The sequence below is a fragment of the Bacillus sp. N1(2025) genome (assembly GCF_053470005.1).
Genome location: NZ_JBLTJB010000015.1, coordinates 22,331 through 48,768 on the forward strand (window position 1 = coordinate 22,331; position 26,438 = coordinate 48,768).

Below are 26,438 nucleotides of genomic sequence, written 5' to 3' on the forward strand. Positions count from 1 at the left end.
CTAAAATCGGAGGTTTACCATGTCTAACGAATACGGAGATAAGAATTTAAAGATTTTTTCTTTGAATTCAAATCCAGAACTTGCAAAAGAAATCGCGGATAATGTAGGGGTTCAATTAGGAAAGTGCTCTGTTACAAGATTCAGTGACGGAGAGGTCCAGATCAACATAGAAGAAAGTATTCGCGGCTGTGATTGCTATATCATTCAGTCTACAAGTGCGCCGGTTAATGAGCACATTATGGAATTGCTGATTATGGTTGACGCTTTAAAGCGCGCTTCCGCGAAAACAATCAACATTGTGATTCCGTACTACGGTTATGCGCGCCAGGACAGAAAAGCAAGATCACGTGAACCGATTACGGCAAAACTTTTTGCAAACCTGCTTGAAACAGCGGGTGCGACACGCGTGATCGCGCTTGATTTACACGCGCCGCAAATTCAAGGTTTCTTTGATATTCCGATTGACCACTTAATGGGTGTTCCGATTTTAGGCCATTACTTTGAAGGTAAAGACTTGAAAGATATCGTCATTGTTTCTCCTGACCACGGCGGTGTGACGCGCGCCCGCAAACTTGCGGACCGTCTGAAAGCGCCGATCGCGATTATCGACAAACGCCGTCCTAGACCGAATGAGGTAGAAGTGATGAACATCGTCGGTAACGTGGAAGGTAAAACAGCGATTCTGATCGATGATATTATTGATACGGCCGGCACAATCACACTTGCCGCTAACGCGCTGGTTGAAAACGGAGCTGCAGAAGTGTATGCATGCTGTACGCACCCTGTACTGTCAGGCCCTGCCGTTGAGCGGATCAATAACTCTAAAATCAAGGAGCTTGTCGTAACGAACAGCATTAAGCTTCCTGATGAGAAAAAAATCGACCGCTTTAAGCAGCTTTCTGTCGGACCGCTTCTGGCTGAAGCGATTATCCGCGTTCACGAGAAACAATCTGTCAGCTATTTATTCAGCTAAACCGAAACTTTAAGGTTTAAATCCCAGTTATTGTGGGTATTGTTCTAATAGGACGATAAAACGATAATTAGGATGGTGCTGAATATGGCAACTTTAAAAGCAAATGAAAGAACAGATTTTAAACGTTCGACGCTTCGGAAAATCCGTCATTCAGGACATGTTCCAGGGATTATATACGGTAAAGAAACAACGAATACGCCTGTCTCTTTAGACAGTGTCGAATTGCTTAAAACATTGCGGGACGAAGGAAAAAACACGATTATCACAATTGATGTCAACGGAAATCAGCAATCGGTTATGGTGACTGATCTTCAGACAGACCCGCTCAAAAACGAATTGACGCACGCCGATTTTCAAGTCGTGAATATGAGTGAGGAGCTGGAGGCCGAGGTGCCGATTCAGCTGACGGGAGAGGCGAAGGGAGTCAAAGACGGAGGCGTCATCCAGCAGCCGCTGCATGAGCTTTCGATTAAGGCCAGACCGAAGGACATCCCTCAGACAATCAATGTTGATATTTCAGGACTTGAGATGAATGATGTGCTGACCATCGCAGATCTGACTGCTGACGGCAATTATACATTTACAAACGACCCGGAAGAAGTCGTGGCTTCCATCCTTCCTCCTAAGCAGGAAGCATTCGAAGAAGATGCAGAACCGTCTCCTGGGGAAGAGCCCGAAGGAGAAAATCAATAAGCGCTTTAAGACGTAACCCGCCCGAGGTTACGTCTTTTGTGCTAGAATGAGAAGAATTACAGCGATGTTGAGGGAGGATTTACGATGCTTGTGATTGCCGGTCTCGGTAACCCCGGGAAAACCTACGAGAACACGAGACATAATGTCGGCTTTATGGCCATTGACGAGCTTTCTAAAGAATGGAATATTGAACTGAATAAAACGAAATTCAACGGACTTTACGGAATGGGGTTTGTTTCCGGAAAAAAAGTTCTACTTGTTAAACCGCTTACATATATGAATTTATCAGGGGAATGTTTGCGGCCGCTACTGGATTATTATGATGCCGATCATGAAGATCTGAAAGTCATATACGATGACCTTGATCTTCCGACGGGAAAAATCAGGCTCCGGACGAAGGGGAGCGCAGGCGGACATAACGGAATTAAATCGCTTATACAGCACCTCGGAACCCCCGAATTTGACCGGGTCAGAATCGGAATCGGCCGCCCCGCTGGCGGAATGAAAGTCGTTGACTATGTACTGGGAGCTTTTACGAAGGAAGAATTGCCGAATATCAATGATGCCGTCTCAAAAACCGTAAAAGCCTGCGAAGCTTCCTTAACGAAACCATTTTTAGAAGTCATGAACGAATTTAATGCAAATGTATAAGATAAATAATGGGAGACCATACTAGGGAAAAATGATTTTTTCACATCAGGAGGTCCAACGTATGGCTTTGCATTATTTCTGCCGCCACTGCGGCTTTAAGGTAGGGAGCCTGGAATATTCGACGGTGCCGACACAGTCACTTGGATTTCAGCACTTAACAAATGAGGAAAGAAACGATATGATTTCATATAAAGACAATGGAGATGTCCATGTTCTTACAATTTGTGAAGACTGCCAAGAGGCGCTGGAACGCAATCCGCACTACCATGAACACAACACATTTATTCAATAAGAAGCTTTGGTGTAGATTCTAGACCAAAGCGTTTTTCTGTTCTTGCAGAAAATAGAGAGGAGGGCCCATATGGACAACATTCAAACCTTTATTAAAGAAAGCGATGATTTTAAATCCATTGTCAACGGTTTACATGAGGGGCTGAAGGAACAGCTGCTTGCGGGTCTGTCAGGTTCCGCGCGTTCTGTTTTTACCTCTGCCCTTGCACAGGAAACGAAAAGGCCGATTTTCTTTATCACCCATAATTTATATCAGGCCCAAAAAGTGACGGAAGATCTGACGGCGCTTCTCGGGGATCAATCTGTTTTTTTATACCCCGTGAATGAATTGATTTCTTCAGAAATTGCGGTAGCGAGCCCTGAACTGCGCGCTCAGCGGCTTGATGTCATTAATAGATTAACAAACGGAGAAGCGCCGGTCGTTGTGGCGCCCGTTGCGGCAGTGAGAAGAATGCTTCCGCCGAAGGAGCTGTGGAAAAGCAGCCAGCTCGTCATTTCACTCGGAGACGAAATAGAACCGGATCAGCTGTCCGCGCGCCTTGTAGAGGTGGGGTATGAGCGTTCCGATATGGTTTCTGCACCCGGTGAATTCAGTATTCGCGGCGGAATTATCGACATTTATCCGCTGACGTCGGAGCATCCGGTGCGAATTGAACTGTTTGATACGGAGGTCGATTCCATCAGAAGCTTCAATTCTGATGACCAGAGATCAATTGAGACGCTCAAACATGTGGCGATCGGACCGGCGAAGGAATTGATCATCAGGGCGGAAGAAAAAGCCCGTGCGATGGAAAGGCTCGATAAAGGGCTTGCCGACAGTCTGAAAAAGCTGAAGCAGGACAAACAAAAGGAAATGCTTCATATCAATATCTCACATGATAAAGAACGGTTATCAACGGGACAGACTGATCAGGAACTTGTGAAGTATCTCTCGTACTTTTACGAAAAGCCTGCTAGTTTGCTAGATTATACACCGGCAGACACGTTGTTACTGTTAGACGAGGTCAGCCGCATTCATGAAATGGAGGATCAGCTGCAAAAAGAAGAGGCCGAATTTACGACAAGTCTGCTCGAGGAAGGGAAAATTCTGCACGACATTCATTTATCCTTCAGCTTTCAGGAGCTTATGAGCGAAAAGCGGCGCCCGGCTATTTATTATTCATTATTTTTGCGTCATGTCCAGCATACAAGCCCTCAGAATATCGTGAATGTGACAAGCAGGCAGATGCAGAGTTTTCACGGGCAGATGAATGTGCTCGCAGGTGAAATGGAGCGCTTTAAGAAATCAAACTTCACCGTCGTCTTTTTAGGCGCAAATAAGGACAGAACCGACAGATTGGCATCCGTGCTGGCTGATTACGAAATTGAAGCCGCAAAAACGGAAAGCTCCAAAGCGCTTGTGCAAGGACAGGTCTATGTCATGGAAGGCGAGCTGCAATCCGGTTTTGAACTGCCGCTGATGAAGCTGGCCGTCATTACGGAGGAAGAGCTGTTCAAAAACCGAATTAAGAAAAAGTCGAGAAAGCAGAAGCTGACAAATGCCGAACGGATCAAAAGCTATTCCGAGCTTCAGGTCGGTGACTATGTCGTCCACGTCAACCACGGGATCGGTAAGTATTTGGGGATCGAAACACTAGAAATCAAAGGCATTCATAAAGATTACCTCAACATTCATTATCAGGGCAGCGATAAGCTGTACGTCCCTGTAGAACAAATCGACCAGGTGCAGAAGTACGTCGGCTCTGAAGGTAAAGAACCGAAGCTTTATAAACTGGGCGGCAGTGAATGGAAACGGGTGAAGAAAAAAGTTGAAAACTCCGTTCAGGATATTGCCGATGATCTGATTAAGCTTTATGCGGAACGGGAAGCAAGCAAAGGCTATGCGTTCTCGCCGGATCATGAAATGCAGCGGCAGTTCGAATCTGCTTTCCCTTATCAGGAAACAGAGGACCAGCTCCGTTCCATTCAGGAGATTAAAAAGGACATGGAAAGAGAGCGTCCGATGGACCGTTTGCTTTGCGGTGATGTCGGTTACGGGAAGACGGAGGTAGCCATCCGAGCGGCCTTTAAAGCGATCGCCGACGGAAAGCAGGTCGCGCTTCTTGTGCCGACGACAATACTCGCGCAGCAGCATTATGAAACCATTATGGAGCGTTTTCAGGACTATCCGATTAACATCGGTCTTCTCAGCCGATTCAGAACGAGAAAAGAATCCAATGAAACGATTAAAGGCCTGAAAAACGGAACGGTAGACATCGTAATCGGAACCCACAGGCTCTTATCTAAAGACGTCGTCTATAAAGATCTCGGCTTGCTCATCATTGATGAAGAGCAGCGCTTTGGCGTAACGCATAAGGAAAAAATCAAACAGATCAAAGCCAATGTCGATGTGCTGACTCTTACAGCGACGCCGATACCGCGTACGCTTCATATGTCCATGCTCGGTGTGCGGGACTTATCTGTTATTGAAACGCCGCCGGAAAACCGTTTCCCTGTTCAGACATATGTCGTGGAATACAACGGCGCGCTTGTGCGGGAAGCCATCGAAAGAGAACTGGCGCGCGGAGGACAGGTATATTTCTTGTACAACCGCGTGGATGACATCGAGCGGAAGGCTGATGAAATTTCCATGCTTGTTCCCGATGCGAAAGTGGCATATGCCCACGGAAAAATGACTGAAAATGAATTGGAAAGCGTCATGCTTAATTTTCTGGAAGGGGAATCAGACGTCCTTGTCAGCACGACCATTATTGAGACAGGCGTAGATATACCAAATGTGAATACCTTGATTGTGTTCGACGGAGACAAAATGGGGCTGTCTCAGCTGTATCAGCTGAGAGGACGGGTCGGCCGTTCCAACCGCGTCGCTTACGCGTATTTTACGTACCGCAGAGACAAAGTGCTCACTGAGGTGGCGGAAAAACGGCTTCAGGCGATTAAAGAATTTACCGAGCTGGGGTCAGGCTTTAAAATCGCCATGCGTGACTTGACGATCAGGGGAGCGGGGAACCTTCTCGGCGCCCAGCAGCACGGCTTTATCGACTCAGTCGGTTTTGACCTGTACTCGCAAATGCTCAAGGAAGCGATTGAAGAGCGGAAAGGCGATATTCCGAAAAGCGAACAGTTTGAGACAGAAATCGATATCGAGCTTGACGCGTATATTCCTGAAAACTATATACAAGACGGTAAGCAAAAAATCGACATGTACAAACGGTTCAGGTCGATCGCCACAATTGAGGAGAAAAATGAGCTTCAAGATGAAATCATTGACAGGTTCGGCAGCTACCCTAAAGAGGTTGAATGGCTGTTTACGGTTACTGAGATGAAGGTATACGGAAAATATGAACGCGTCGAACTCATCAAGCAGGATAAAGACGCGATCAGATTTACCATTTCTGAAGAGGCCAGCGCACAGATTGACGGCCAGAAATTGTTCGAACTCGGCAATAAATACGGCCGGCAGATCGGACTGGGAATGGAAGGGAAAAAGCTGAAAATCTCAGTACAGACGAAAGGCCGCAAAACGGAAGAGTGGCTGGAGACCGTGCTCGGCATGCTGAAAGGCCTTCAGGATGTGAAGAAAGAAACAATCGCGTCCTCATAAAAATTGTTACTCTCTGGTGTATATTACATTTGATGTGACGGATACTAATTTCAAGCGAGTGGCGGAAGCTACATAAAGTAAAGAGCTTTAGTACTTTCCCTTAAATATCATCACATGAAAGAGAGGCACCAGAGAGATGAAAGCTACAGGTATCGTACGTCGTATTGATGATCTAGGACGGGTCGTCATTCCTAAAGAAATTCGGAGAACACTGCGAATCAGGGAAGGAGACCCGCTTGAAATATTCGTTGACCGCGACGGAGAAGTTATATTGAAAAAATATTCTCCTATCAGTGAGCTTGGCGATTTTGCGAAGGAATATGCAGATGCTTTGTATGACAGTCTCGGCCATTCCGTTTTGATTTGCGACCGTGACGCGTATATTGCCGTTTCAGGCAGTTCGAAAAAAGAATTTCTGAACAAAGCCATCAGCGATTTGCTCGAAAAAACGATGGATCAGCGCAGCTCAGTGGTAGAAAACGACGTGAAGTCCGCGCAGCTTGTTAATGACATTGATGAAGATATGAGCTCCTATACCATAGCTCCGATCGTGGCAAATGGCGATCCTATCGGCGCCGTGGTCATCTTTTCCAAGGAACAGGCGCTTGGTGAAGTAGAACATAAAGCGGTAGAAACGGCAGCCAGTTTTTTGGCGAGACAAATGGAGCAGTAGGTCTTATTACCATTATTGAAATAAGAAAACGGAGAAAGAGCAGCTCTTATACAAGTGCTGTTCTTTTTCATATTCATATGTGCTCTCTATCGGTTCGGCCGTTAGGATTGTGATATAATAAGCTCGTTTTATAGACGTAATTTTCTAGCGGCTGGAAGGAGCTTTTGGATGAACGATTCAGTTGGCGCTAAGCGGCAATCGGCATGGAAAGGTGCTTTTGTGCTCGTCGTTGCGGGCATCGTGACGAAGATATTAAGCGCCGTGTACAGGGTTCCTTTTCAGAATATTGTCGGTGACGTCGGATTTTACATTTATCAGCAGGTGTATCCGTTTTTAGGGATCGCGGTCATGCTGTCAACATCCGGTTTTCCGGTAATCATCTCAAAATTAATGAACGATTATAGCGATCATAAACAAAAAATAATGAAAATTTCCGCCCTTTATGTCACGGCGGCCGGACTTGTTCTGTTTGCGCTCATGTATGCCGGCGCGGCGCCGTTGGCCGGTTTTATGGGTGACGCCCGCCTTGTGATGCTGATAAGGGTCGCGGCGTTCGCTTTCATACTGTTTCCGTTTACGGCGGTTTTCAGGGGGTATTTCCAAGGCGTGCATGATATGATGCCGTCAGCCTTATCCCAGATTACGGAACAGCTTCTTCGCGTGGGGGTGCTTCTCGGTTTATCCTTCTGGCTTTTGAAAAGCGGCCGCTCATTATACGCGGCAGGTGCGGGGGCGGCCTCGGGATCAATTGCCGGAAGCTTGGCGGCCCTTTGTGTATTGGCTGTTTTCTGGTATAAGCGGGAAGAAACAAAGAAGGACGGCGGACATATCGAAACGGCCGTCATTATAAAAAAGCTGCTGCTTTATTCAGTCACCATCTGTATCAGCAGTGTACTCATGCTTTTGATTCAGCTTGTAGACGCCTTAAACTTATATTCACTGCTTTCAGACGGGACGGAGAGCCATGCCGCGAAACAGCTGAAAGGCATATATGACCGCGGACAGCCGCTCCTTCAGCTGGGAACCGTGTTTGCCGTCAGTATCGCCGCGTCATTGGTTCCTTCAATTTCAAAAGCGGTGCATGAGAATAAGCCGTTTATCATAAAAGAGAAAGCGACATCAGCCGTCAAGCTCTGCCTTGCGGTAGGGATCGGTGCATCAGCCGGGCTTTTTTGCATTTTAGAGCCGGTGAATATCATGCTTTTCCAAAACAGTGAGGGGACGCAGACCTTACAAATATTCAGCTTATCTATCTTTTTTGCCTCGATTGCGCTTACGGCAGCCGCGATTTTGCAAGGAGCGGGACATACCGTTTTCCCCGCCGTATCCGTTTTGGCGGGAGGGGCGCTGAAATGGGTGCTGAATGTTTGGCTGGTCCCCGGCTGGGGTATTACAGGAGCGGCACTGGCGACCGTCTTGGCATTTGCCGCAGTTGCGTGCCTGAATCTCCGGAGAATTTGGTCGAAGGGCTGGCTGACGAATATCGGCGGCGTGATTGCCCGTCTATGCTGGTGCAGCCTGCTGATGGTCTTCTTTCTGCTCGTATATATGAAGCTTTGGCAGTTATTTGTTCCTGTCAGCAGGGCCGGAGCTGTATGTGAGAGTCTGTCTGCGTCAGTCATCGGAGGACTATTGTTTATTTATTGTATGATAAGAATGAAGATTTTCACGGACGAAGAGCTGAGCGGCCTTCCTTTCGGCAGTGCTTTAAGCAAATTGAAAAAGAGGAGAGAAAAACATGGCAGGTAACATTACGGTCGTCGGCCTCGGCGCCGGAGACATGGATCAATTGACAGTGGGCGTACATAAGCTGCTGACTCAGGCGAAGCATTTATATATAAGAACGAAAGACCACCCTTTGATTTCGGAATTAGAGCAAGAGACGGAAGCGGACATCCGGTATTTTGATGATATTTATGAAAAACATGATCAGTTTGAAGCGGTCTATGAAGAGATCGCGGACATTCTGTTTGAAAAAGCGAAGCAAGAGGATGTCGTCTACGCTGTGCCCGGGCATCCGTTTGTCGCTGAGAAAACCGTTCAGCTGTTATTTGAACGCTGGGAAGAACAACAGATAGCTGTTCATACTGCCGGAGGGCAAAGCTTTCTGGATGCCACTTTTAATGCTTTGCGAATTGATCCGATTGAAGGGTTTCAATTTACGGATGCGCAAACAATGACGCCGGATGAGCTCGAACTCCGCCATCACCTGATCATTTGCCAGGTTTATGACCAGATGACGGCCTCTGAGGTAAAGCTGACGCTTATGGAGAAATTGCCTGACGACTATGAAGTGGTCATCGTCACGGCAGCCGGAAGCAAGGGAGAAAAGATGACCAAGGTGCCTTTGTTTGAACTTGACCGCAATGTAGAAATAAATAACTTAACAAGCGTGTATGTTCCGCCGATTAAAAAAGAAGAACTCCTTTACCAGGAATTTTCTGCATTCCGAAGTATTATTCGCGAGCTTCGCGGGCCGAACGGCTGTCCGTGGGATCAAAAGCAGACACACCAGTCATTAAAGAAATATATGATTGAGGAATGCTACGAACTGCTTGAGGCCATTGACGAAGAGGACACGGATCACATGATAGAAGAACTCGGGGACGTCATGCTTCAGGTTATGCTGCACGCCCAGATCGGAGAAGACGAGGGGTATTTCTCAATTGATGATGTCATCAGAGACATCAGTGCGAAGATGGTCAGACGGCACCCGCACGTGTTTAAGGATGTTAAGGTTCAGGATGAACATGATGTCGTCGCCAACTGGGAAGAAATCAAAAAGGCGGAAAAGCAAACAACATCCTCTTCATTGCTGGATGCCGTGCCGAAAACACTGCCTTCTCTTGCAAAAGCGGCCAAGCTTCAGAAAAAAGCCGCAAAAACCGGCTTTGACTGGGATGACGTTCAGGATATATGGGATAAAGTAAATGAAGAGCTAAAGGAATTTTCTGCAGAGGCTTCCGCCGAATCAGCAGATGAAATCAGCTTAAAAGCTGAATTCGGCGATGTTTTATTTGCATTGGTCAATATCGGCCGATACTATAAAATTGAGCCTGAGGAAGCGCTCGCCATGACAAATGACAAATTCCGCAGACGCTTTGCTTATATTGAGAAAGAAGCGGCAGCAAAGGGACTTGAATTGACCGCAATGTCACTTGAAGAAATGGACAAATTGTGGGATGAAGCAAAAGAAATGGAGAGGAGATTCTGATATGAGACTTGATAAGTTTTTAAAAGTATCCAGATTAATTAAACGCCGCACATTGGCGAAAGAGGTCGCCGATCAAGGGAGAATCACCGTTAACGGGAATCAGGCGAAAGCCAGCTCAGACGTAAAAGCCGGTGATGAACTGACGGTCCGCTTCGGCCAGAAGCTTGTCACCGTGAAGGTAAACGAATTGAAAGAAACAACGAAAAAAGAAGAAGCCGCGGGCATGTATACAATCGTCAAAGAAGAAAAACTCGGCGAATAGGCTTGTTCTAAACAAGGCTCCCGCCTCATACAATGCAGTAATAATGCTAAAAGTATCGAGGATATGGGGGCTGAATAGATGAATTCATATTATGAGCAAAAAGGTTCTTCTTCTGTTCCGGAACAGCATGATGTAACGATGAAAGGGAGAAAGCATTTAGACATTTCGGGCGTCAAGCATGTGGAAAGTTTTGACAACGAAGAGTTTTTGCTGGAAACAGTTATGGGAATGCTTTCCGTCAGAGGCGAGAACCTGCAGATGAAAAACCTTGATGTGGAAAAAGGGATTGTATCTATAAAAGGCAGGGTGTTTGACCTTGTATATTTAGACGAGCAGCAAGGGGATAAAGCTAAAGGGTTTTTTAGCAAGTTGTTTAAATGACACTGACGACCCAATTTTATACGATGCTGGCAATGACCGGTATGGGCGCCTGGCTCGGAGCGTCGCTTGATACATACAGGCTGTTTGTCAGCCGCGCCAAAACGGCCAGATGGCTGTTATTCATTCATGACATTCTCTTTTGGATTGTACAAGGTCTGATGTTTTTCTATGTGCTGCTCAACGTGAATGAAGGAGAACTCAGGGTATACATTTTCTTGGCTGTCTTACTGGGTATTGCGACGTACCAAAGCCTGTTTAAACGAATGTATATAAAAATACTGAAATTTGCCATTCATCTTGCGGTGTCTCTTTACCAATTCGCAAAAAAGCTCATTCAGCACGTGCTGTTCCGTCCGGTGCTTCTGCTCTTTAAGCTGCTCATCGGGCTGATCACGGTTATTTCTTTATACTCCTATCGGGTGAGTGTCTTTTTTGCGAAGTGTCTTTTTAAGATCGTAGCGTTTTTGCTGTATCCGCTGTTCTTCCTGTTGAAACAATTATTGAAACTTCTTCCTGAAAAATGGCGTCTTACTTTCAAACGATATTTTCAAAAAAGTGCAGGATTTTCACAAAAGAGCAAGAAACTAATCATAACAATCAGATCGACCATGATACGTATTTTGAAAAGGTGAAAGGAGGACCGTCTGGTTTGAATCTATCTAGAGAACGTACAATAACTGAAATTCAAAACGACTATAAAGAGCAGGTTGAACGGCAATCCCAGCTTATGAAAAGAAGGCGGAAAGGGCTTTTCAGACGGTTGATCGTATTCGGCGCCCTTGTGTTGTTGACGGCTATTGTCTTAGCGGGTTCTCTGTGGTCACAGACCTCTTCCCTTAGCGCAAACGAAGAAAAGAAAGCTCAGCTGGAAAAACAAGTGAAAAAATTGAACGCGAAACAGGCTGATTTAAAAGATGAAATTTCCAAATTAAAGGATGAGGATTACGTCACAGAGCTTGCCAGAAGAGACTTGTTTATGTCAGGAAATGGTGAGATTCTCTTTAATGTAGAGAAGAAGAGCAAGTAGCCTTGTTGACACTTAAATTTTTATTTAGGTATAATTAAACAAACGATCTTTTTATAAGCCTAAGGAGGAGCACTTTTTTTATGTCGATTGAAGTTGGCAGCAAGTTGCAAGGGAAAATAACAGGTATTACAAATTTCGGAGCATTTGTTGAATTGCCTGGAGGCTCAACCGGTCTCGTTCATATCAGTGAGGTAGCCGATAATTATGTAAAAGACATTAACGAGCATTTAAAAGTCGGCGATCAAGTTGAAGTGAAAGTCATCAACGTTGAAAAAGACGGGAAAATTGGTTTATCAATTAAAAAAGCTAAAGACCGTCCGCAAGCCAGACCTAGAAATGATTTCCGTCCGAAAGAATCTTTTGAACAGAAAATGAACAAGTTTCTTAAAGATAGCGAAGACCGCTTATCATCTTTAAAACGAAACACGGAATCAAAACGTGGAGGGCGCGGAGCAAGAAGAGGATAACTTGCTGCTTTCTATAAATACATGGAGCATCCGTCTATCCCAGCGGGTGCTTTTTTTGTATGTGTCCGTATAGTCAGAAAATTAAAACTTTAAAGTTTCTGTTGACGAGATGAAGAAACCTTTGTATTATATAACTTGTGCTTATAAGCACCTATATGGCGGTGTAGCTCAGCTGGCTAGAGCGTACGGTTCATACCCGTGAGGTCGGGGGTTCGATCCCCTCCGCCGCTACCATATATATCCGGCCCGTTGGTCAAGCGGTTAAGACACCGCCCTTTCACGGCGGTAACACGGGTTCGAATCCCGTACGGGTCATCAAGCGAATCGGCTTCTGTTGCAGAAGCCGATTTTTTCATATTTAGACAACTTTTTGAGAAATGTCGGAGGAAATACGAAAGGAAAGGGGAACAAGGGAGAAAGCGTCGAAGAGTTCTTTGGAATTGTTACCTTCTTTTGACAAAATCCTATCTGGGCTTTCATTTATAATGACAAGCAACGAATAAAACAGGTGGGGGATGAGAGCAATGGAAAAAGCGGAAAGAAGAGTGAACGGGCCGATGGCGGGACAAGCTCTGGAAAAACTGCAATCGTTTTTTGAAAAGGCGGCAAAGCTTACAGTCCATCAAGCGCATTCACTTTTTTTCTATAAGGGGTTCATTTATGTCGTGATCGGTTTTTTACTTGGACGGGCTTTCATATTATCAGAGGTTCTTCCGTTTGCGCTGCCGTTTTTCGGAGCGATGCTGTTGATCAGAAGAGATAAAGCCTTCTATGCTTGTCTGTCTTTACTTGCGGGCGCTTTAACCATTTCGCCGAAACACTCTTTATTGATTCTCACAGCTTTGGCCGTCTTCACTCTATTTTCAAAAATCGGTACATATATCGTGCAGGACCGGGTGAAGATGCTGCCGATCGTGGTGTTTTTCTCTATGGCTGCCGCGAGAATCGGATTTGTTTATTTTGAAAGCGGCGCTTTTACCACCTATGATTATGTGATGGCTGTTGTCGAGGCGGGCCTGGCCTTTATTTTGACGCTGATCTTTTTACAAAGCCTGCCGATCTTCACGATCAAAAAAGTGAAGCAATCGTTAAAAATAGAAGAAATCATCTGTTTTATGATCTTGATCGCATCCGTTTTAACCGGGCTTGCCGGTGTTTCATTTCAGGGAATGCAGGCTGAACATATCCTGGCCCGCTATGTCGTGCTGAGTTTTTCCTTTGTCGGCGGGGCAAGCATCGGCTGTACGGTCGGTGTTGTGACCGGACTGATCCTCGGGCTTGCGAATATCGGGAATCTCTATCAAATGAGTCTGCTTGCGTTTTCCGGGCTTCTTGGCGGGCTGCTGAAAGAAGGAAAGAAAGCCGGCGCCGCAGTCGGATTAGTGATCGGCTCACTGCTGATTTCATTATATGGAGAAGGATCTGCCGGATTAATGACCACTCTTTATGAATCTTTGATTGCCGTTGTTTTGTTTTTGATTACGCCCCAATCGATTACGAAAAAGGTGGCGAGATACATACCGGGCACTGCTGAGCACAGTCAGGAACAGCAGCAGTACGCAAGGAAAATCAGAGATGTCACCGCCCAGAAAGTAGACCAGTTCTCCAATGTGTTTCATGCCTTGTCGGAGAGCTTCGCCACCTTTCATCAGACATCTTCTGATGAGCAGGCGGAAGAAGGGGAAGTGGATCTCTTTTTAAGCAAAATCACCGAGCATTCCTGCCAATCCTGCTATAAGAAAAGCAAATGCTGGGTTCAAAACTTTGATAAAACATATGACTTAATGAAACAAGTTATGCATGAAACAGAAGAAAAACAGTATGCCTCAAACCGCAGATTAAAAAAGGAGTTTCAACAGCACTGTTCCAAATCCAGACAGGTGGAAGAGCTGATTGAGGACGAACTTGCCCACCATCACGCCCATCTGACACTGAAGAGAAAAGTTCAGGACAGCAGAAGGCTTGTTGCCGAGCAGCTGTTGGGGGTTTCTGAGGTCATGGCGGACTTTTCTCGGGAAATAAAACGGGAGAGGGAGCAGCATTTTATTCAGGAAGAACAAATGATAGAGGCGCTTCAGCATTTCGGAATCGAGATTCAGCATGTCGAGATATACAGCTTGGAGCAGGGCAATATTGATATCGAAATGACAATCCCGTTCAGCGGAGGACACGGCGAGAGTGAGAAAATTATCGCCCCGATGCTGTCTGACATTCTTGAGGAGCAGATACTTGTCAAAAGCGAACAGCACTCGACTCATCCGAATGGCTACAGCCATGTCGCGTTCGGTTCGACCAAGTCGTACCGGGTATCGACAGGCGCGGCTCATGCGGCAAAAGGCGGCGGCCTTGTCTCCGGCGACAGCTACAGCATGATGGAACTGGGGGCGAGAAAGTATGCGGCCGCGATCAGTGACGGCATGGGCAATGGGGCGAGGGCCCATTATGAGAGCAATGAAACGATTAAGCTGCTCGAAAAAATTCTCGAATCAGGTATTGATGAAAAAATAGCGATCAAAACGATCAACAGTATTCTGTCTTTACGGACGACAGACGAAATCTACTCAACTCTCGATCTTTCTATCATTGATCTTCAGGATGCAAGCTGCAAATTCTTGAAGGTCGGTTCAACGCCAAGTTTTATCAAGCGGGGAGATCAAGTTATGAAAGTACAGGCCAGCAATCTGCCGATCGGCATCATCAATGAATTTGATGTAGAGGTTGTAAGTGAACAGTTAAAAGCGGGAGATCTGCTCGTCATGATGAGTGACGGTATTTTTGAAGGGCCGAAGCACGTTGAAAACCACGACCTGTGGATGAAACGGAAAATGAAAGGGCTGAAAACCGAAGATCCGCAGGAAATCGCTGATATATTAATGGAAGAGGTCATCAGAACGCGTTCCGGCCAAATCGAAGACGATATGACGGTGGTTGTTGTCCGGATTGATCACAACACGCCGAAATGGGCTTCCATCCCGGTGCCGGCGGTTTTCCAAAATAAAAAGGAGATTTCTTAATCCTTTCGTATAAATCACTTTCCTTCTGGCGAAGATGGGACTAATCGTATCACCGGGAGGAATGTATGTGAATAAGGGACATTTAAATCAAGTTCTGCTGATTACAGATGGCTGCTCCAATCATGGTGAAGACCCGATCGCAATGGCGGCTTTCGCCAAGGAGCAGGGGATTACGGTGAATGTTATAGGAATTATGGAAGAAAACGCGATTGACCAAGAGGCAATGAAGGAAGTTGAAGGCATCGCCATGGCCGGAGGCGGCGTCCATCAAGTTGTGTACGCGTCACAATTGTCTCAGACGGTTCAAATGGTGACGAAAAAAGCAATGACCCAGACGCTGCAAGGCGTCGTCAATCAAGAGCTTAAACAAATTTTAGGAAAAAACGTTGAAATGGAAGAGCTTTCTCCTGAAAAACGCGGCGAAGTGATGGAAGTGGTTGATGAACTCGGCGAAACGGTTCATCTGCAAGTGCTTGTGCTGGTTGATACGAGTGCGAGTATGGCGCCGAAACTGCCGACGGTGAAAGAAGCGCTGATCGATCTTTCCATCAGTTTAAATTCCCGGGCCGGACAAAATGAATTTGCAATGTGTATATTTCCCGGGAAAAGCCAGGAAGTTGAGCTTGTACTGAATTGGACGCCGAAGCTTGAATCCCTTTCTGCACTCTTTGCGAAGCTGTCGACCGGCGGTATCACCCCTACGGGCCCCGCTATCCGGGAAGCGACGCAGCAGTTTGAGAGAATCCGCTCAAGAAGGAGCATGTTGGCAGATGATGAACGACGCTTTAACGAGTTTGGCATGTAGTCTGGCACCGGGGACGGCAATTCAGGGCAAATGGAACGGCAAATCCTACAGATTGCTCAAACAGCTTGGAAAAGGGGCTAACGGTATTGTATATTTGGCAGAAGCATCAGGCGGACAGGTCGCTTTGAAAATAAGCAGCGACAGCATGTCTGTTACCTCTGAAGTGAATGTCTTAAAATCCTTTTCAAAGGCCCGGTCGCAAACGATGGGGCCTTCTTTTTTTGATGCGGACGACGCGTTTATACCGCAGCTGAATAAAAATGTCTCTTTTTACGTGATGGAGTACATAGAAGGGCCGCTTCTTCCGCAATATATCAGCAGTAAGGGAGCGGAGTGGATTCCGGTGCTGATGGTGCAGCTTCTTTCCAGCCTGTCAGTCCTTCATCAGCAAGGGTGGGTTTTTGGCGACCTCAAACCGGACAATCTCATTGTAACCGGGCCACCGGCTGCCATTCGCTGCATTGATGTAGGGGGAACGACAAAACAGGGCCGCGCGATTAAAGAGTATACGGAGTTTTACGACAGGGGCTATTGGGGGTATGGAACAAGAAAAGCAGAACCATCCTATGACCTGTTTGCTGTCGCAATGATCATGATCCACTGTGTCCAGAAGAAAGAGTGCAAAAAGTCAGGACAGCCGAAAGAACAGCTTCGTTCTATCATTGAAGGCCACCCGTTTCTGAATAAGTATAAGAAGGTTCTGTTTTCTGCTTTAAACGGTCAATATCCGTCTGCGGAAGCCATGAAGCATGACATCCTGACGGCGGGCCAGAGCGCCGGGAGCAAAAGGAAAGCCGCCGCCAAGCCTAAGCCGCCGCATTCAAAACCGCGGCAGGGCACTGTATCTCAGACGCGGTATAAACCTAAACAAAAACCCGCAAAGCACAATGGTTTGTTTGAAACAACACTTATTTTAATCAGCGTTCTCGCCCTTTATTTCGCTTACATCGTCTTTTTTCTCATCTAGTGCCGGCCGGACGCCTGCGCTCATGCTTCTTCTTTGCTTGGAGGGAATGAAAGTGATAGGATATGTATATCTTTAAAAAACCTGCTCATTGTGAGGGGGACATTGTGAAAAGCGTGGAAGATTTTTTCAAAACATATCATCTTCAGGCGGAGGGAGAAACGATTATTGCCGGGGTCTCCGGAGGCCCTGATTCAATGGCGCTTCTCAGTATGCTGAATAAGCACTTCGGGCATTCCTCCGTTATCATAGCGGCGCATGTCGACCATCAGTTCAGGGGTCCTGAATCTGAAGAAGATATGAAGTTTGTGCAGTCATATTGCGAGGCTGAACACATCCTCTGTGAAACGGTACAGATTGATGTTTCTGCATACGCAAAGAAGAATAAGCTGAACAAGCAGGCTGCCGCGCGTGATTGCAGATATCAGTTTTTCGAAGATCTGATGACAAAACACCAAGCGAAGTTTTTGGCGCTGGCTCATCACGGCGATGACCAGGTTGAGACAATGCTCATGAGGCTTGCGAAAGGTACGCTCGGGGCAGGGCTTGCGGGAATGCAGCCCGTTCGCGAATTTGCATCCGGCTGGCTGATCAGGCCTTTCCTCTATACGGCAAAGGATGAAATCCTTGAATACTGCCGTCAAGAAGGGCTCAGCTACAGAACGGATGAGAGCAATGCAAAAGACGATTATACAAGAAACAGATTCAGAAAGACCGTGCTTCCTTTTTTAAAACAAGAATCACCTGACGTTCATAAAATGTTTCAAAAGGTGAGTGAAGCACTGACAGAAGACGAACAATACCTGCAGTCATTAACGAAAGAACGAATGAATAAGGTTATTACAAGCAAGTCTGACACATCGGTTGAAGTCAATTCCTCTCAATTGCTTGCCCTTCCGATACCTTTACAAAGAAGAGGAGTTCAACTAATATTAAACTATCTTTATGAAAACGTTCCATCGTCGTTTTCCGCCCGCCACATACAGCAGTTTCTCGAATGGGCGGAAAATGGAAGCGCCTCGGGAGTGCTTGATTTTCCGAAAGGGCTGAAGGTGGTCAAATCATATCAGACATGTTTGTTTACATTTGAACAATGGCAATGTGAAAAGGTTCCCTTTGAGCTGCAGCTGCAAGGAGCGGAAGGCGAGACTGCTGTTCTCCCCAACGGCTTTATGATAGAGGTGGCCGATCAGGCTGACCCTCATATCAAAAATGGGAATGCTGTTTTTATGACAAGCAGAAATAAGGTGCAATTTCCTTTAACAATCCGGACGAGAAAAATCGGCGATCGGATCAAACTTAAAGGGATGAATGGCTCGAAAAAGGTGAAAGATATATTTATTGATCATAAACTGCCTCTGCGGGATCGGGACGAATGGCCGATTGTAACGGATGCGAGCGGTGAAATTATCTGGCTGCCTGGCTTGAAAAAATCCATCTTTGACGATCTTGTGATTTCAAACAGTGACCGCATTGTATTACAATATAGACAGCATGAAAAGTGTAGGGGGCAAGCATTAACATGAAACAGGATATCGAAAAAGTGCTGATCTCAGAAGATGAGATCCAGCAGAAAGTAAAACAGCTTGGAGAACAATTAACAAGCGAGTACAGCGACACGTTTCCGTTGGCAATCGGTGTGTTAAAGGGAGCGCTTCCTTTTATGGCTGATCTTATAAAGCATATTGATACATATTTGGAAATGGACTTCATGGATGTATCAAGCTACGGAAATTCCACGGTTTCTTCCGGAGAAGTCAAAATCATCAAAGATTTGGATACATCTGTAGAAGGCCGGGACATCTTAATCATTGAAGATATTATCGACAGTGGGTTAACCTTGAGCTATCTCGTAGAACTCTTCCGATATCGTAAAGCGAAATCAATTAAGATTGTTACCCTGTTGGATAAACCAAGCGGAAGAAAAGCGGACATTAAAGCAGACTTCGTAGGCTTTGAAGTTCCTGACGCGTTTGTTGTGGGTTACGGACTTGATTATGCCGAACGCTATCGCAATCTGCCTTACATCGGAGTATTAAAACCGGCGATTTATGAAAGCTGATCGGCTGCCTGCTTCCGAGATGGTTATCGGTTGTATTGGAATGATTTTCTATGGTACTATTGAACATAGTTGTGCTTACTGTGGGAGGAGGTAAGGAATGAATCGGGTCTTCCGTAATACCATTTTTTATTTACTTATTTTATTAGTAGTAATCGGGGTTGTGAGTTACTTCCAGACTTCAAACCCGAAAACAGAAAATATGTCGTACAGTACGTTTATCAAGAACCTCGATGAGGGGAAAGTTGATAGCGTATCGGTTCAGCCTGTCAGAGGTGTTTATGAGGTAAAAGGACAGCTGAAAAAATACGACAAAGACCAGTACTTTTTAACACATGTTCCTGAAGGAAAAGGAGCAGACCAGATATTTGATGCAATTAAAAAGACGGACGTAAAAGTTGATCCCGCACAGGAAACAAGCGGGTGGGTGACGTTCTTAACGACGATCATTCCGTTTGTCATCATCTTTATTCTGTTTTTCTTCCTGCTCAATCAGGCTCAGGGCGGCGGCAGCCGTGTCATGAACTTCGGAAAGAGCAAAGCGAAGCTGTATACGGAAGAAAAGAAACGCGTGAAGTTTAAAGATGTAGCCGGCGCGGATGAGGAGAAGCAGGAGCTTGTTGAGGTTGTTGAGTTTCTGAAAGATCCTCGCAAATTCGCCGAGCTTGGCGCCAGAATCCCTAAAGGCGTGCTGTTGGTCGGACCTCCGGGAACCGGTAAGACGCTGCTTGCGAGAGCCTCAGCCGGTGAAGCGGGCGTTCCTTTCTTCAGCATCAGCGGATCTGACTTCGTTGAAATGTTTGTCGGTGTCGGTGCTTCCCGTGTGCGTGATTTATTCGAAAATGCGAAAAAGAATGCGCCTTGTCTGATCTTCATTGATGAGATCGACGCGGTGGGACGTCAGCGCGGCGCAGGTCTTGGCGGCGGGCATGATGAACGCGAACAGACGCTGAACCAGCTGCTTGTAGAGATGGACGGTTTCAGTGCGAATGAAGGAATCATTATTATCGCTGCGACAAACCGTGCGGACATTCTCGACCCTGCATTGCTTCGTCCGGGACGTTTTGACCGTCAGATTACGGTAGACCGTCCGGATGTCATCGGCCGTGAAGCCGTATTACAGGTCCATGCGAGAAACAAACCGCTTGATGAAACGGTGAACTTAAAAGCGATCGCTTCAAGAACACCCGGTTTCTCAGGCGCCGATTTAGAAAACCTTCTTAACGAAGCGGCACTCGTTGCTGCCCGTCAAAACAAGAAGAAAATTGATATGCGCGACATTGATGAAGCGACGGACCGTGTGATTGCGGGCCCTGCGAAGAAGAGCCGCGTCATATCGAAAAAAGAACGCAATATCGTGGCGTACCACGAGGGCGGTCACACCGTTATCGGACTTGTGCTGGATGAAGCCGATATGGTTCATAAAGTAACGATCGTTCCGAGGGGGCAGGCGGGCGGATACGCGGTCATGCTTCCGAGAGAAGACCGTTACTTCCAGACAAAACCTGAACTTCTCGATAAAATTGTCGGTCTTCTGGGCGGACGCGTTGCCGAGGAAATTATCTTCGGCGAAGTCAGCACGGGCGCTCACAATGACTTCCAGCGGGCAACGAACATTGCCAGAAGAATGGTGACAGAGTTCGGTATGTCAGAAAAACTCGGACCGCTTCAGTTCGGTCAATCTCAAGGCGGTCAAGTATTCCTGGGCCGGGATTTCAACAACGAGCAAAACTACAGTGATCAGATCGCTTACGAAATCGATCAGGAAATTCAGCGCATCATTAAAGAATGTTATGAGCGTGCGAAAACCATTCTGACTGAAAATCGCGATAAGCTTGAATTGATTGCTCAGACATTGCTTGATGTGGAAACATTAGATGCGGAACAAATCAAGCATCTCGTGGATCACGGAAAACTCCCTGAGCGCAATTTCTCAGATGACCATCTTCAAAAAGACGATGTGAAAGTAAACATCCTTTCTAAAACAGAAGACGAAAAGAAAGACGAGCCGAAAGAATAGTTCGCTTTCTGATATGAAAACCGCCGGCGTATACCGGCGGTTTTTTTACTGGTTCCGTTTTGTTTACAAAAGAGCCGCAGATCGTGTATGGTATTGTAGAATGTTGAAAATGTTATGATTAGAAACTATTCAAAAGTGGTGATAGAGGTTGTTACTGGTTATAGATGTGGGGAACACCAACACCGTGATTGGTGTATATCATGATGGGGAATTAGAATATCATTGGCGCATAGAAACGAGCAGGCACAAAACAGAAGACGAATTCGGCATGCTGCTCCGTTCCTTATTTGAACATTCCGGACTCATGTTTGAACAGATTGAAGGGATTATCATCTCATCCGTGGTGCCGCCGATTATGTTCTCTTTAGAAAGAATGTGCACAAAATACTTTCACATCGAGCCGCAAGTTGTCGGCCCGGGAATGAAAACAGGTTTAAATATAAAGTATGACAATCCGAAAGAAGTGGGAGCTGACAGGATCGTCAATGCCGTTGCGGCGATCCAGCAGTATGGCGGCCCCTTAATTGTTGTTGATTTCGGAACGGCGACGACGTATTGCTACATTGATGAAAACAAACAATACATGGGCGGCGCGATTGCTCCCGGCATTACGATTTCGACGGAAGCGCTGTACTCACGTGCGGCGAAGCTTCCGAGAATTGAAATTGCCCGTCCGGACAATATCATCGGCAAAAACACGGTAAGCGCCATGCAGTCCGGCATCCTTTTCGGCTATGTCGGACAAGTTGAAGGTATAGTGAAGCGGATGAAATGGCAGGCAACACAGGAACCGAAAGTCATTGCGACAGGCGGGCTTGCGTCATTAATCGCAAACGAATCAGACTGTATTGATATTGTTGACCCGTTTCTCACTCTGAAAGGGCTGGAAATCATTTATGAGCGAAATCGTGTGGGTCACGTATAGGAGGTAAACGATGGATTATTTAATTAAAGCAATTGCATATGACGGTAAAGTGCGGGCTTATGCAGCCAGAACGACAGATATGGTTAATGAAGCGCAAAGAAGGCATGACACGTGGCCGACGGCATCAGCCGCAATCGGCCGGACGATGACAGCTTCTCTGATGCTCGGAGCGATGCTTAAGGGTGAAGATAAGCTGACAGTCAAAATAGAAGGCGGCGGCCCGATCGGAGCCATTGTCGCAGATGCGAACGCAAAGGGTGAGGTAAGAGCATACGTATCAAACCCGCACGTTCATTTTGACCTCAATGAACAAGGGAAACTGGATGTCAGACGGGCGGTCGGAACTGACGGAACACTCAGTGTCGTAAAAGATTTGGGCTTGCGTGATTATTTTACGGGACAAGTAGAGATTGTCTCGGGTGAACTCGGTGACGACTTCACGTATTACCTTGTTTCTTCTGAACAAGTCCCTTCATCTGTCGGCGTAGGTGTTCTAGTAAATCCTGATAACACGATTCTCGCTGCGGGCGGGTTCATCATTCAGCTTCTTCCGGGGACTGATGAAGAAACCATTTCAACAATTGAAAAGCAATTATCTCAAATCGAACCGATTTCAAAATTGATTCAAAAAGGCCTGACACCGGAAGAAATCTTAGAAGAAGTTCTGGGTCAAAAACCGGACGTTCTCGAAACAATGCCGGTCAAATTTCACTGTTCTTGTTCAAAAGATCGATTCGAAACGGCCATTTTAGGACTAGGCAAAAAAGAAATACAAGATATGATAGAAGAAGACGGAAAAGCCGAAGCGGTTTGCCATTTTTGTAATGAGAAATATTTATTTACAAAAGAAGAACTGGAAGAGCTTCGTGACGAAACAACCCGCTAGCTCTTTAGCGGGTTGTTCTATTTTATAAAAGGGATGGGGTAGATTTTGAAATCGAGAACACTTTTGACGGTTATTGTAGCGGCGCTGTTAGTATGCAGTGTGACAGTGGCGTATAAGTTAACAAAATCCCAAGCCGCGGGGTCATCTGAAGAATCCATCGCGACAATCGGTGATAAACATATCACACGGCAAGACTGGATGAAAAAGATGGAAGACCAGTACGGAAAATCAACTCTGGAAGACATGATTAATGCACAAGTAGTGGAAGAGCTTGCGAAAAAGAATAAACTCACAGTTTCAAACAGCGAATTGGAGCGGGAGTTTCTTTTAATCAAAGCGGTGAATAATTCATTTTATGAAGACAGCCATATTACCGAAAAAGAATGGAGAGACCAGATCCGCTACAACATTCTTCTTGAAGAACTGCTGACGAAGGACATCGATATATCGGATAAGGAAATGCAATCATTTTATAATAAAAATAAAGAATTGTACCATTTCGATGATTCCTACAGAATCCGGCACATCGTCGTCAAAAACAAAGAAGAGGCGGACAGGGTGCTTGCTGATTTGAAAGGCGGTTCCAGCTTTGAAGCCGTCGCCGCTGAGCGTTCCACGGACAGATACACGTCACAGTATGGCGGAGACCTCGGCTTTGTGACAGAAAACCAGGAAAATATCCCGCAGGCATATATCACAGAAGCTAAAAATCTTAAAGAAGATGAATGGTCCGCTGAACCGATTAAAGTTTCCTCAGGATACGCCGTCATTCAGCTGAAAGAAAAGCTTAAAGCGAGAACTTTCTCATACAATGAAGTGAAGAGCCAAATCAGACGCCAGATCGCGATGGATCAATTAGGTGACAAGGCGACAGTCAAAACGCTGTGGAAAGAGGCGGGGGTCTCTTGGTTCTACGGGGAAAAAAGAACTAAATGATTGACAAAAAATTTTGAAATTGATAACTTATATTTATAATACCAATAAATTTAGTCGGAAATTGAGGTGTCCAACATGGTGCGTATTGCAAATTCTATTACTGAACTAATCGGAAATACTCCTATTGTGAAATTGAATCGCCTGACGGATGAAAACAGTGCAGATGTATATCTGAAGCTTGAATACATGAATCCGGGCAGCAGCGTAAAAGACCGGATCGGAGTGGCGATGATTGAAGCGGCTGAAAAAGAAGGAAAATTAAAAGCCGGCGACACAATCATTGAACCGACAAGCGGAAATACAGGGATCGGTCTTGCGATGGTGGCAGCTGCTAAAGGTCTCAGAGCCATTCTCGTTATGCCTGATACAATGAGTATGGAACGACGCAATCTGCTGCGCGCATACGGAGCGGAGCTTGTGCTGACTCCCGGTGCAGAAGGAATGAAGGGCGCCATTAAAAAGGCGGAGGAACTTGCCGAGGAACACGGATACTTTGTGCCTCAGCAATTCAACAATGCGGCAAACCCGGAAATTCACCGCCAAACGACGGGGAAAGAAATCGTAGAACAGTTTGGTGACGACCAGCTTGATGCGTTCGTGGCCGGAATCGGTACCGGCGGAACCATCACGGGAGCGGGCGAAGTGCTGAAAGAAGCATATCCATCCATCAAAATCTATGCGGTAGAGCCGGCGGATTCTCCAGTTCTTTCCGGCGGAAAACCGGGCCCGCATAAAATTCAGGGTATCGGAGCGGGATTTGTCCCTGAAACATTGAATACGGACATCTATGATCAGATCATTCCCGTCAAAAACGAGGATGCATTTGAATATGCCCGTAAAACGGCAAAAGAAGAAGGGATTCTCGGCGGCATTTCTTCCGGAGCGGCCATTTACGCGGCACTGGAAATCGCGAAAAAACTGGGGAAAGGCAAGAAAGTGCTTGCGATCATCCCTAGTAACGGAGAACGTTACTTAAGCACACCGCTTTATCAGTTTGAATAGAGACATATACACGGCTCCCGGCTGTATCCGGGAGTTTTTTTGTGCTGAAGCATCGAAAATCCAAAAAACGTTTCGAATTTTATGGTTGGAAGTGAAATTCACTTTTTTCACCAGTGTGATTGCTTTAAAATAAAACTACAGTAAAACGAAGCAGAGGATTGATATGATGGCACAACGCAGACCGGCAGGAAGAAAAATACCTTTTACGAAACAAGCATTTTTACAGCGATATGAAAACCTTTCGAAATCGAGAAAACGGCATGTTCTGCTCGAAAGCGCGAGAGGGGGAAGATTCAGTATAGCCGGTCTAGATCCGATTGCGTCCGTCAGAGGGAAAGACGGAATTACAACGATCAAGCATGAGGGGGAAACACTGTTTAAAGAAGGTGACCCACTGCGGGCCTTTCATGAATGGTTTGGAACGCTCGGAACGGAAACAAACGTTGAGTTTCCGGACTTTCAGGGCGGTGCGATTGGTTTTATCAGTTACGACTACGCCCGATATATTGAGAATTTTAAGATGCTGTCGTTAGATGATCTGGAAACACCTGATATTTACTTTCTTGTTTTTGATGATGTGGCCGTTTATGACCATGAGGAAGAGGCGTTATGGCTCATTACCCATACTGAAGCGGAAGAAGCGGATCTTGCGGAAGAAAAGCTGTCCGGCTTAGAGGACATGTGGTGTTCCCTCCAAACGGCGGACGAGCCTTTTTCACCGCTGGATCGGAATGGGGACGGATCGTACGCCGCTCCGTTCACTGAAGAAGGATTTTCGCAGGCTGTAGAACAAATTAAACAATATATCGCGAGCGGCGATGTGTTCCAGGTTAATTTGTCCATCAGGCAGTCTCAGTCCTTATCCGTTCATCCGTATGAGGTGTATAAACACTTGAGAAACGTCAATCCGTCTCCTTACATGGCCTATCTCGAGACACCGGGGTTTCAAGTGATATGCGGGTCGCCGGAGCTATTGGTGACAAAGAAGGGGAAGAAGCTTGAAACGAGACCGATCGCGGGTACGCGTTCAAGAGGAAAAGACGATGCTGAAGACAAGGCTTTGGCTGACGAATTAATTCACAATGAAAAAGAACGTGCGGAACACGTCATGCTTGTTGATCTTGAGCGCAATGACCTCGGGCGCGTATCGCGCTACGGCTCCGTGCGCGTTAACGAATTTATGGCGATCGAAAAGTATTCCCACGTCATGCATATCGTGTCAAACGTACAGGGAGAGCTGCAGGACGGATATGACGCGACAGACATTATTCATGCGGTGTTCCCGGGGGGCACCATCACGGGAGCGCCCAAAGTGAGAACGATGGAAATTATAGAAGAGCTTGAGCCGACAAGACGGGGGCTTTATACTGGATCTATAGGCTGGTTCGGATTCAACGGAGATTTGCAGTTTAACATTGTGATCCGGACGATCTATGCAGCCGGCGGACATGCTTTTATGCAGTCCGGAGCAGGAGTGGTCATTGATTCGGTTCCGAAGCATGAATACAAGGAATCGTTCAAAAAAGCTTTTGCGATGAAAAAGGCGTTAGAGCTGAGCGAAGAAGAGACAAAAAATCAGACGAGGTGAGCA

At 46.2% G+C, this 26,438-nt stretch carries 24 protein-coding genes and 2 tRNA genes; all 26 read left to right on the top strand.

From position 1 onward, the window contains the following. Positions 1 to 19: 19 nt before the first annotated feature. A complete protein-coding gene (locus ACNFN4_RS20845) occupies positions 20 to 973 on the top strand; it encodes a ribose-phosphate diphosphokinase (RefSeq protein ID WP_004264656.1) in 954 nt (317 codons plus the stop codon). A gap of 84 nt (positions 974 to 1,057) precedes the next feature. Beyond that, on the top strand, positions 1,058 to 1,666 hold the full coding sequence (locus ACNFN4_RS20850) for a 50S ribosomal protein L25/general stress protein Ctc (protein WP_014416724.1): 609 nt from the start codon (positions 1,058 to 1,060) through the stop codon (positions 1,664 to 1,666). 84 nt (positions 1,667 to 1,750) lie between these two features. Further along, positions 1,751 to 2,317, top strand: coding sequence for an aminoacyl-tRNA hydrolase (gene pth, locus ACNFN4_RS20855; protein ID WP_014416725.1), 567 nt, complete (start codon positions 1,751 to 1,753; stop codon positions 2,315 to 2,317). 61 nt (positions 2,318 to 2,378) lie between these two features. Further along, positions 2,379 to 2,609 carry an anti-sigma-F factor Fin family protein gene (locus tag ACNFN4_RS20860; protein WP_004264650.1) on the top strand — a complete coding sequence of 77 codons (231 nt, stop codon included), beginning with the start codon at positions 2,379 to 2,381 and terminating at the stop codon, positions 2,607 to 2,609. Positions 2,610 to 2,678: 69 nt separating this feature from the next. Beyond that, positions 2,679 to 6,212 carry a transcription-repair coupling factor gene (mfd, locus tag ACNFN4_RS20865; protein WP_448200455.1) on the top strand — a complete coding sequence of 1,178 codons (3,534 nt, stop codon included), beginning with the start codon at positions 2,679 to 2,681 and terminating at the stop codon, positions 6,210 to 6,212. Positions 6,213 to 6,348: 136 nt separating this feature from the next. Then, on the top strand, positions 6,349 to 6,885 hold the full coding sequence (spoVT, locus tag ACNFN4_RS20870) for a stage V sporulation protein T (RefSeq protein WP_004264646.1): 537 nt from the start codon (positions 6,349 to 6,351) through the stop codon (positions 6,883 to 6,885). A 168-nt stretch (positions 6,886 to 7,053) separates the two neighbouring features. After that, positions 7,054 to 8,634: a putative polysaccharide biosynthesis protein gene (locus ACNFN4_RS20875; RefSeq protein ID WP_448200456.1), complete on the top strand. Its 1,581-nt coding sequence runs from the start codon at positions 7,054 to 7,056 to the stop codon at positions 8,632 to 8,634. Then, on the top strand, positions 8,624 to 10,099 hold the full coding sequence (yabN, locus tag ACNFN4_RS20880) for a bifunctional methyltransferase/pyrophosphohydrolase YabN (RefSeq protein ID WP_448200457.1): 1,476 nt from the start codon (positions 8,624 to 8,626) through the stop codon (positions 10,097 to 10,099). Before ACNFN4_RS20875 ends, yabN begins: the two co-directional genes overlap by 11 nt. A 1-nt stretch (position 10,100) precedes the next feature. After that, positions 10,101 to 10,361, top strand: a complete 261-nt coding sequence (locus tag ACNFN4_RS20885; protein ID WP_007409934.1) for an RNA-binding S4 domain-containing protein — start codon at positions 10,101 to 10,103, stop codon at positions 10,359 to 10,361. A gap of 78 nt (positions 10,362 to 10,439) precedes the next feature. Continuing rightward, the gene (gene yabP, locus ACNFN4_RS20890; RefSeq protein ID WP_004264638.1) at positions 10,440 to 10,742 is read left to right on the top strand and encodes a sporulation protein YabP; all 303 of its coding nucleotides are present in this window, start codon (positions 10,440 to 10,442) and stop codon (positions 10,740 to 10,742) included. Then, positions 10,739 to 11,374: a spore cortex biosynthesis protein YabQ gene (yabQ, locus tag ACNFN4_RS20895; RefSeq protein ID WP_215797381.1), complete on the top strand. Its 636-nt coding sequence runs from the start codon at positions 10,739 to 10,741 to the stop codon at positions 11,372 to 11,374. The genes yabP and yabQ overlap by 4 nt, the downstream gene beginning before the upstream one ends. A gap of 17 nt (positions 11,375 to 11,391) precedes the next feature. Then, positions 11,392 to 11,769, top strand: a complete 378-nt coding sequence (gene divIC / locus ACNFN4_RS20900) for a cell division protein DivIC (protein ID WP_014416730.1) — start codon at positions 11,392 to 11,394, stop codon at positions 11,767 to 11,769. Between the two features lie 80 nt (positions 11,770 to 11,849). Further along, the gene (locus ACNFN4_RS20905; protein ID WP_004264630.1) at positions 11,850 to 12,236 is read left to right on the top strand and encodes a S1 domain-containing RNA-binding protein; all 387 of its coding nucleotides are present in this window, start codon (positions 11,850 to 11,852) and stop codon (positions 12,234 to 12,236) included. 157 nt (positions 12,237 to 12,393) lie between these two features. After that, positions 12,394 to 12,470 (top strand) — tRNA-Met (locus ACNFN4_RS20910). A 9-nt stretch (positions 12,471 to 12,479) separates the two neighbouring features. Beyond that, positions 12,480 to 12,551: transfer RNA gene (locus ACNFN4_RS20915), tRNA-Glu, on the top strand. Between the two features lie 209 nt (positions 12,552 to 12,760). Further along, complete coding sequence (gene spoIIE, locus ACNFN4_RS20920; protein WP_007409936.1) at positions 12,761 to 15,250, top strand: stage II sporulation protein E; 2,490 nt, start codon at positions 12,761 to 12,763, stop codon at positions 15,248 to 15,250. A 67-nt stretch (positions 15,251 to 15,317) separates the two neighbouring features. After that, positions 15,318 to 16,055, top strand: a complete 738-nt coding sequence (locus tag ACNFN4_RS20925) for a VWA domain-containing protein (RefSeq protein ID WP_004264624.1) — start codon at positions 15,318 to 15,320, stop codon at positions 16,053 to 16,055. Beyond that, positions 16,021 to 17,022, top strand: coding sequence for a protein kinase domain-containing protein (locus ACNFN4_RS20930; protein ID WP_014416732.1), 1,002 nt, complete (start codon positions 16,021 to 16,023; stop codon positions 17,020 to 17,022). The genes ACNFN4_RS20925 and ACNFN4_RS20930 overlap by 35 nt, the downstream gene beginning before the upstream one ends. Positions 17,023 to 17,126: 104 nt before the next feature. Beyond that, on the top strand, positions 17,127 to 18,545 hold the full coding sequence (tilS, locus tag ACNFN4_RS20935; protein ID WP_032864032.1) for a tRNA lysidine(34) synthetase TilS: 1,419 nt from the start codon (positions 17,127 to 17,129) through the stop codon (positions 18,543 to 18,545). Further along, positions 18,542 to 19,081, top strand: coding sequence for a hypoxanthine phosphoribosyltransferase (gene hpt / locus ACNFN4_RS20940; RefSeq protein WP_004264611.1), 540 nt, complete (start codon positions 18,542 to 18,544; stop codon positions 19,079 to 19,081). Before tilS ends, hpt begins: the two co-directional genes overlap by 4 nt. A gap of 97 nt (positions 19,082 to 19,178) precedes the next feature. Next, the gene (gene ftsH, locus ACNFN4_RS20945) at positions 19,179 to 21,098 is read left to right on the top strand and encodes an ATP-dependent zinc metalloprotease FtsH (RefSeq protein ID WP_004264608.1); all 1,920 of its coding nucleotides are present in this window, start codon (positions 19,179 to 19,181) and stop codon (positions 21,096 to 21,098) included. A gap of 148 nt (positions 21,099 to 21,246) precedes the next feature. Next, a complete protein-coding gene (locus tag ACNFN4_RS20950; protein WP_007409940.1) occupies positions 21,247 to 22,023 on the top strand; it encodes a type III pantothenate kinase in 777 nt (258 codons plus the stop codon). Positions 22,024 to 22,033: 10 nt separating this feature from the next. Beyond that, positions 22,034 to 22,909, top strand: coding sequence for an Hsp33 family molecular chaperone HslO (gene hslO, locus ACNFN4_RS20955; RefSeq protein ID WP_004264606.1), 876 nt, complete (start codon positions 22,034 to 22,036; stop codon positions 22,907 to 22,909). Positions 22,910 to 22,954: 45 nt separating this feature from the next. Continuing rightward, positions 22,955 to 23,845, top strand: a complete 891-nt coding sequence (locus ACNFN4_RS20960; RefSeq protein ID WP_448200458.1) for a peptidyl-prolyl cis-trans isomerase — start codon at positions 22,955 to 22,957, stop codon at positions 23,843 to 23,845. 75 nt (positions 23,846 to 23,920) lie between these two features. Further along, on the top strand, positions 23,921 to 24,847 hold the full coding sequence (cysK, locus tag ACNFN4_RS20965; protein WP_007615206.1) for a cysteine synthase A: 927 nt from the start codon (positions 23,921 to 23,923) through the stop codon (positions 24,845 to 24,847). A 166-nt stretch (positions 24,848 to 25,013) separates the two neighbouring features. After that, positions 25,014 to 26,435 carry an aminodeoxychorismate synthase, component I gene (gene pabB / locus ACNFN4_RS20970; RefSeq protein ID WP_025650395.1) on the top strand — a complete coding sequence of 474 codons (1,422 nt, stop codon included), beginning with the start codon at positions 25,014 to 25,016 and terminating at the stop codon, positions 26,433 to 26,435. The last annotated feature ends 3 nt before the right edge of the window (positions 26,436 to 26,438 follow it).

Excerpts from the sequence above, each read along its gene's own strand:
- ACNFN4_RS20845 (WP_004264656.1), top strand. The coding sequence starts at position 20 with ATGTCTAACGAATACGGAGATAAGAATTTAAAGATTTTTTCTTTGAAT.
- ACNFN4_RS20850 (WP_014416724.1), top strand. The coding sequence starts at position 1,058 with ATGGCAACTTTAAAAGCAAATGAAAGAACAGATTTTAAACGTTCGACG.
- pth (WP_014416725.1), top strand. The coding sequence starts at position 1,751 with ATGCTTGTGATTGCCGGTCTCGGTAACCCCGGGAAAACCTACGAGAAC.
- ACNFN4_RS20860 (WP_004264650.1), top strand. The coding sequence starts at position 2,379 with ATGGCTTTGCATTATTTCTGCCGCCACTGCGGCTTTAAGGTAGGGAGC.
- mfd (WP_448200455.1), top strand. The coding sequence starts at position 2,679 with ATGGACAACATTCAAACCTTTATTAAAGAAAGCGATGATTTTAAATCC.
- spoVT (WP_004264646.1), top strand. The coding sequence starts at position 6,349 with ATGAAAGCTACAGGTATCGTACGTCGTATTGATGATCTAGGACGGGTC.
- ACNFN4_RS20875 (WP_448200456.1), top strand. The coding sequence starts at position 7,054 with ATGAACGATTCAGTTGGCGCTAAGCGGCAATCGGCATGGAAAGGTGCT.
- yabN (WP_448200457.1), top strand. The coding sequence starts at position 8,624 with ATGGCAGGTAACATTACGGTCGTCGGCCTCGGCGCCGGAGACATGGAT.
- ACNFN4_RS20885 (WP_007409934.1), top strand. The coding sequence starts at position 10,101 with ATGAGACTTGATAAGTTTTTAAAAGTATCCAGATTAATTAAACGCCGC.
- yabP (WP_004264638.1), top strand. The coding sequence starts at position 10,440 with ATGAATTCATATTATGAGCAAAAAGGTTCTTCTTCTGTTCCGGAACAG.
- yabQ (WP_215797381.1), top strand. The coding sequence starts at position 10,739 with ATGACACTGACGACCCAATTTTATACGATGCTGGCAATGACCGGTATG.
- ACNFN4_RS20905 (WP_004264630.1), top strand. The coding sequence starts at position 11,850 with ATGTCGATTGAAGTTGGCAGCAAGTTGCAAGGGAAAATAACAGGTATT.
- spoIIE (WP_007409936.1), top strand. The coding sequence starts at position 12,761 with ATGGAAAAAGCGGAAAGAAGAGTGAACGGGCCGATGGCGGGACAAGCT.
- ACNFN4_RS20930 (WP_014416732.1), top strand. The coding sequence starts at position 16,021 with ATGATGAACGACGCTTTAACGAGTTTGGCATGTAGTCTGGCACCGGGG.
- hpt (WP_004264611.1), top strand. The coding sequence starts at position 18,542 with ATGAAACAGGATATCGAAAAAGTGCTGATCTCAGAAGATGAGATCCAG.
- ftsH (WP_004264608.1), top strand. The coding sequence starts at position 19,179 with ATGAATCGGGTCTTCCGTAATACCATTTTTTATTTACTTATTTTATTA.
- hslO (WP_004264606.1), top strand. The coding sequence starts at position 22,034 with ATGGATTATTTAATTAAAGCAATTGCATATGACGGTAAAGTGCGGGCT.
- cysK (WP_007615206.1), top strand. The coding sequence starts at position 23,921 with ATGGTGCGTATTGCAAATTCTATTACTGAACTAATCGGAAATACTCCT.
- pabB (WP_025650395.1), top strand. The coding sequence starts at position 25,014 with ATGGCACAACGCAGACCGGCAGGAAGAAAAATACCTTTTACGAAACAA.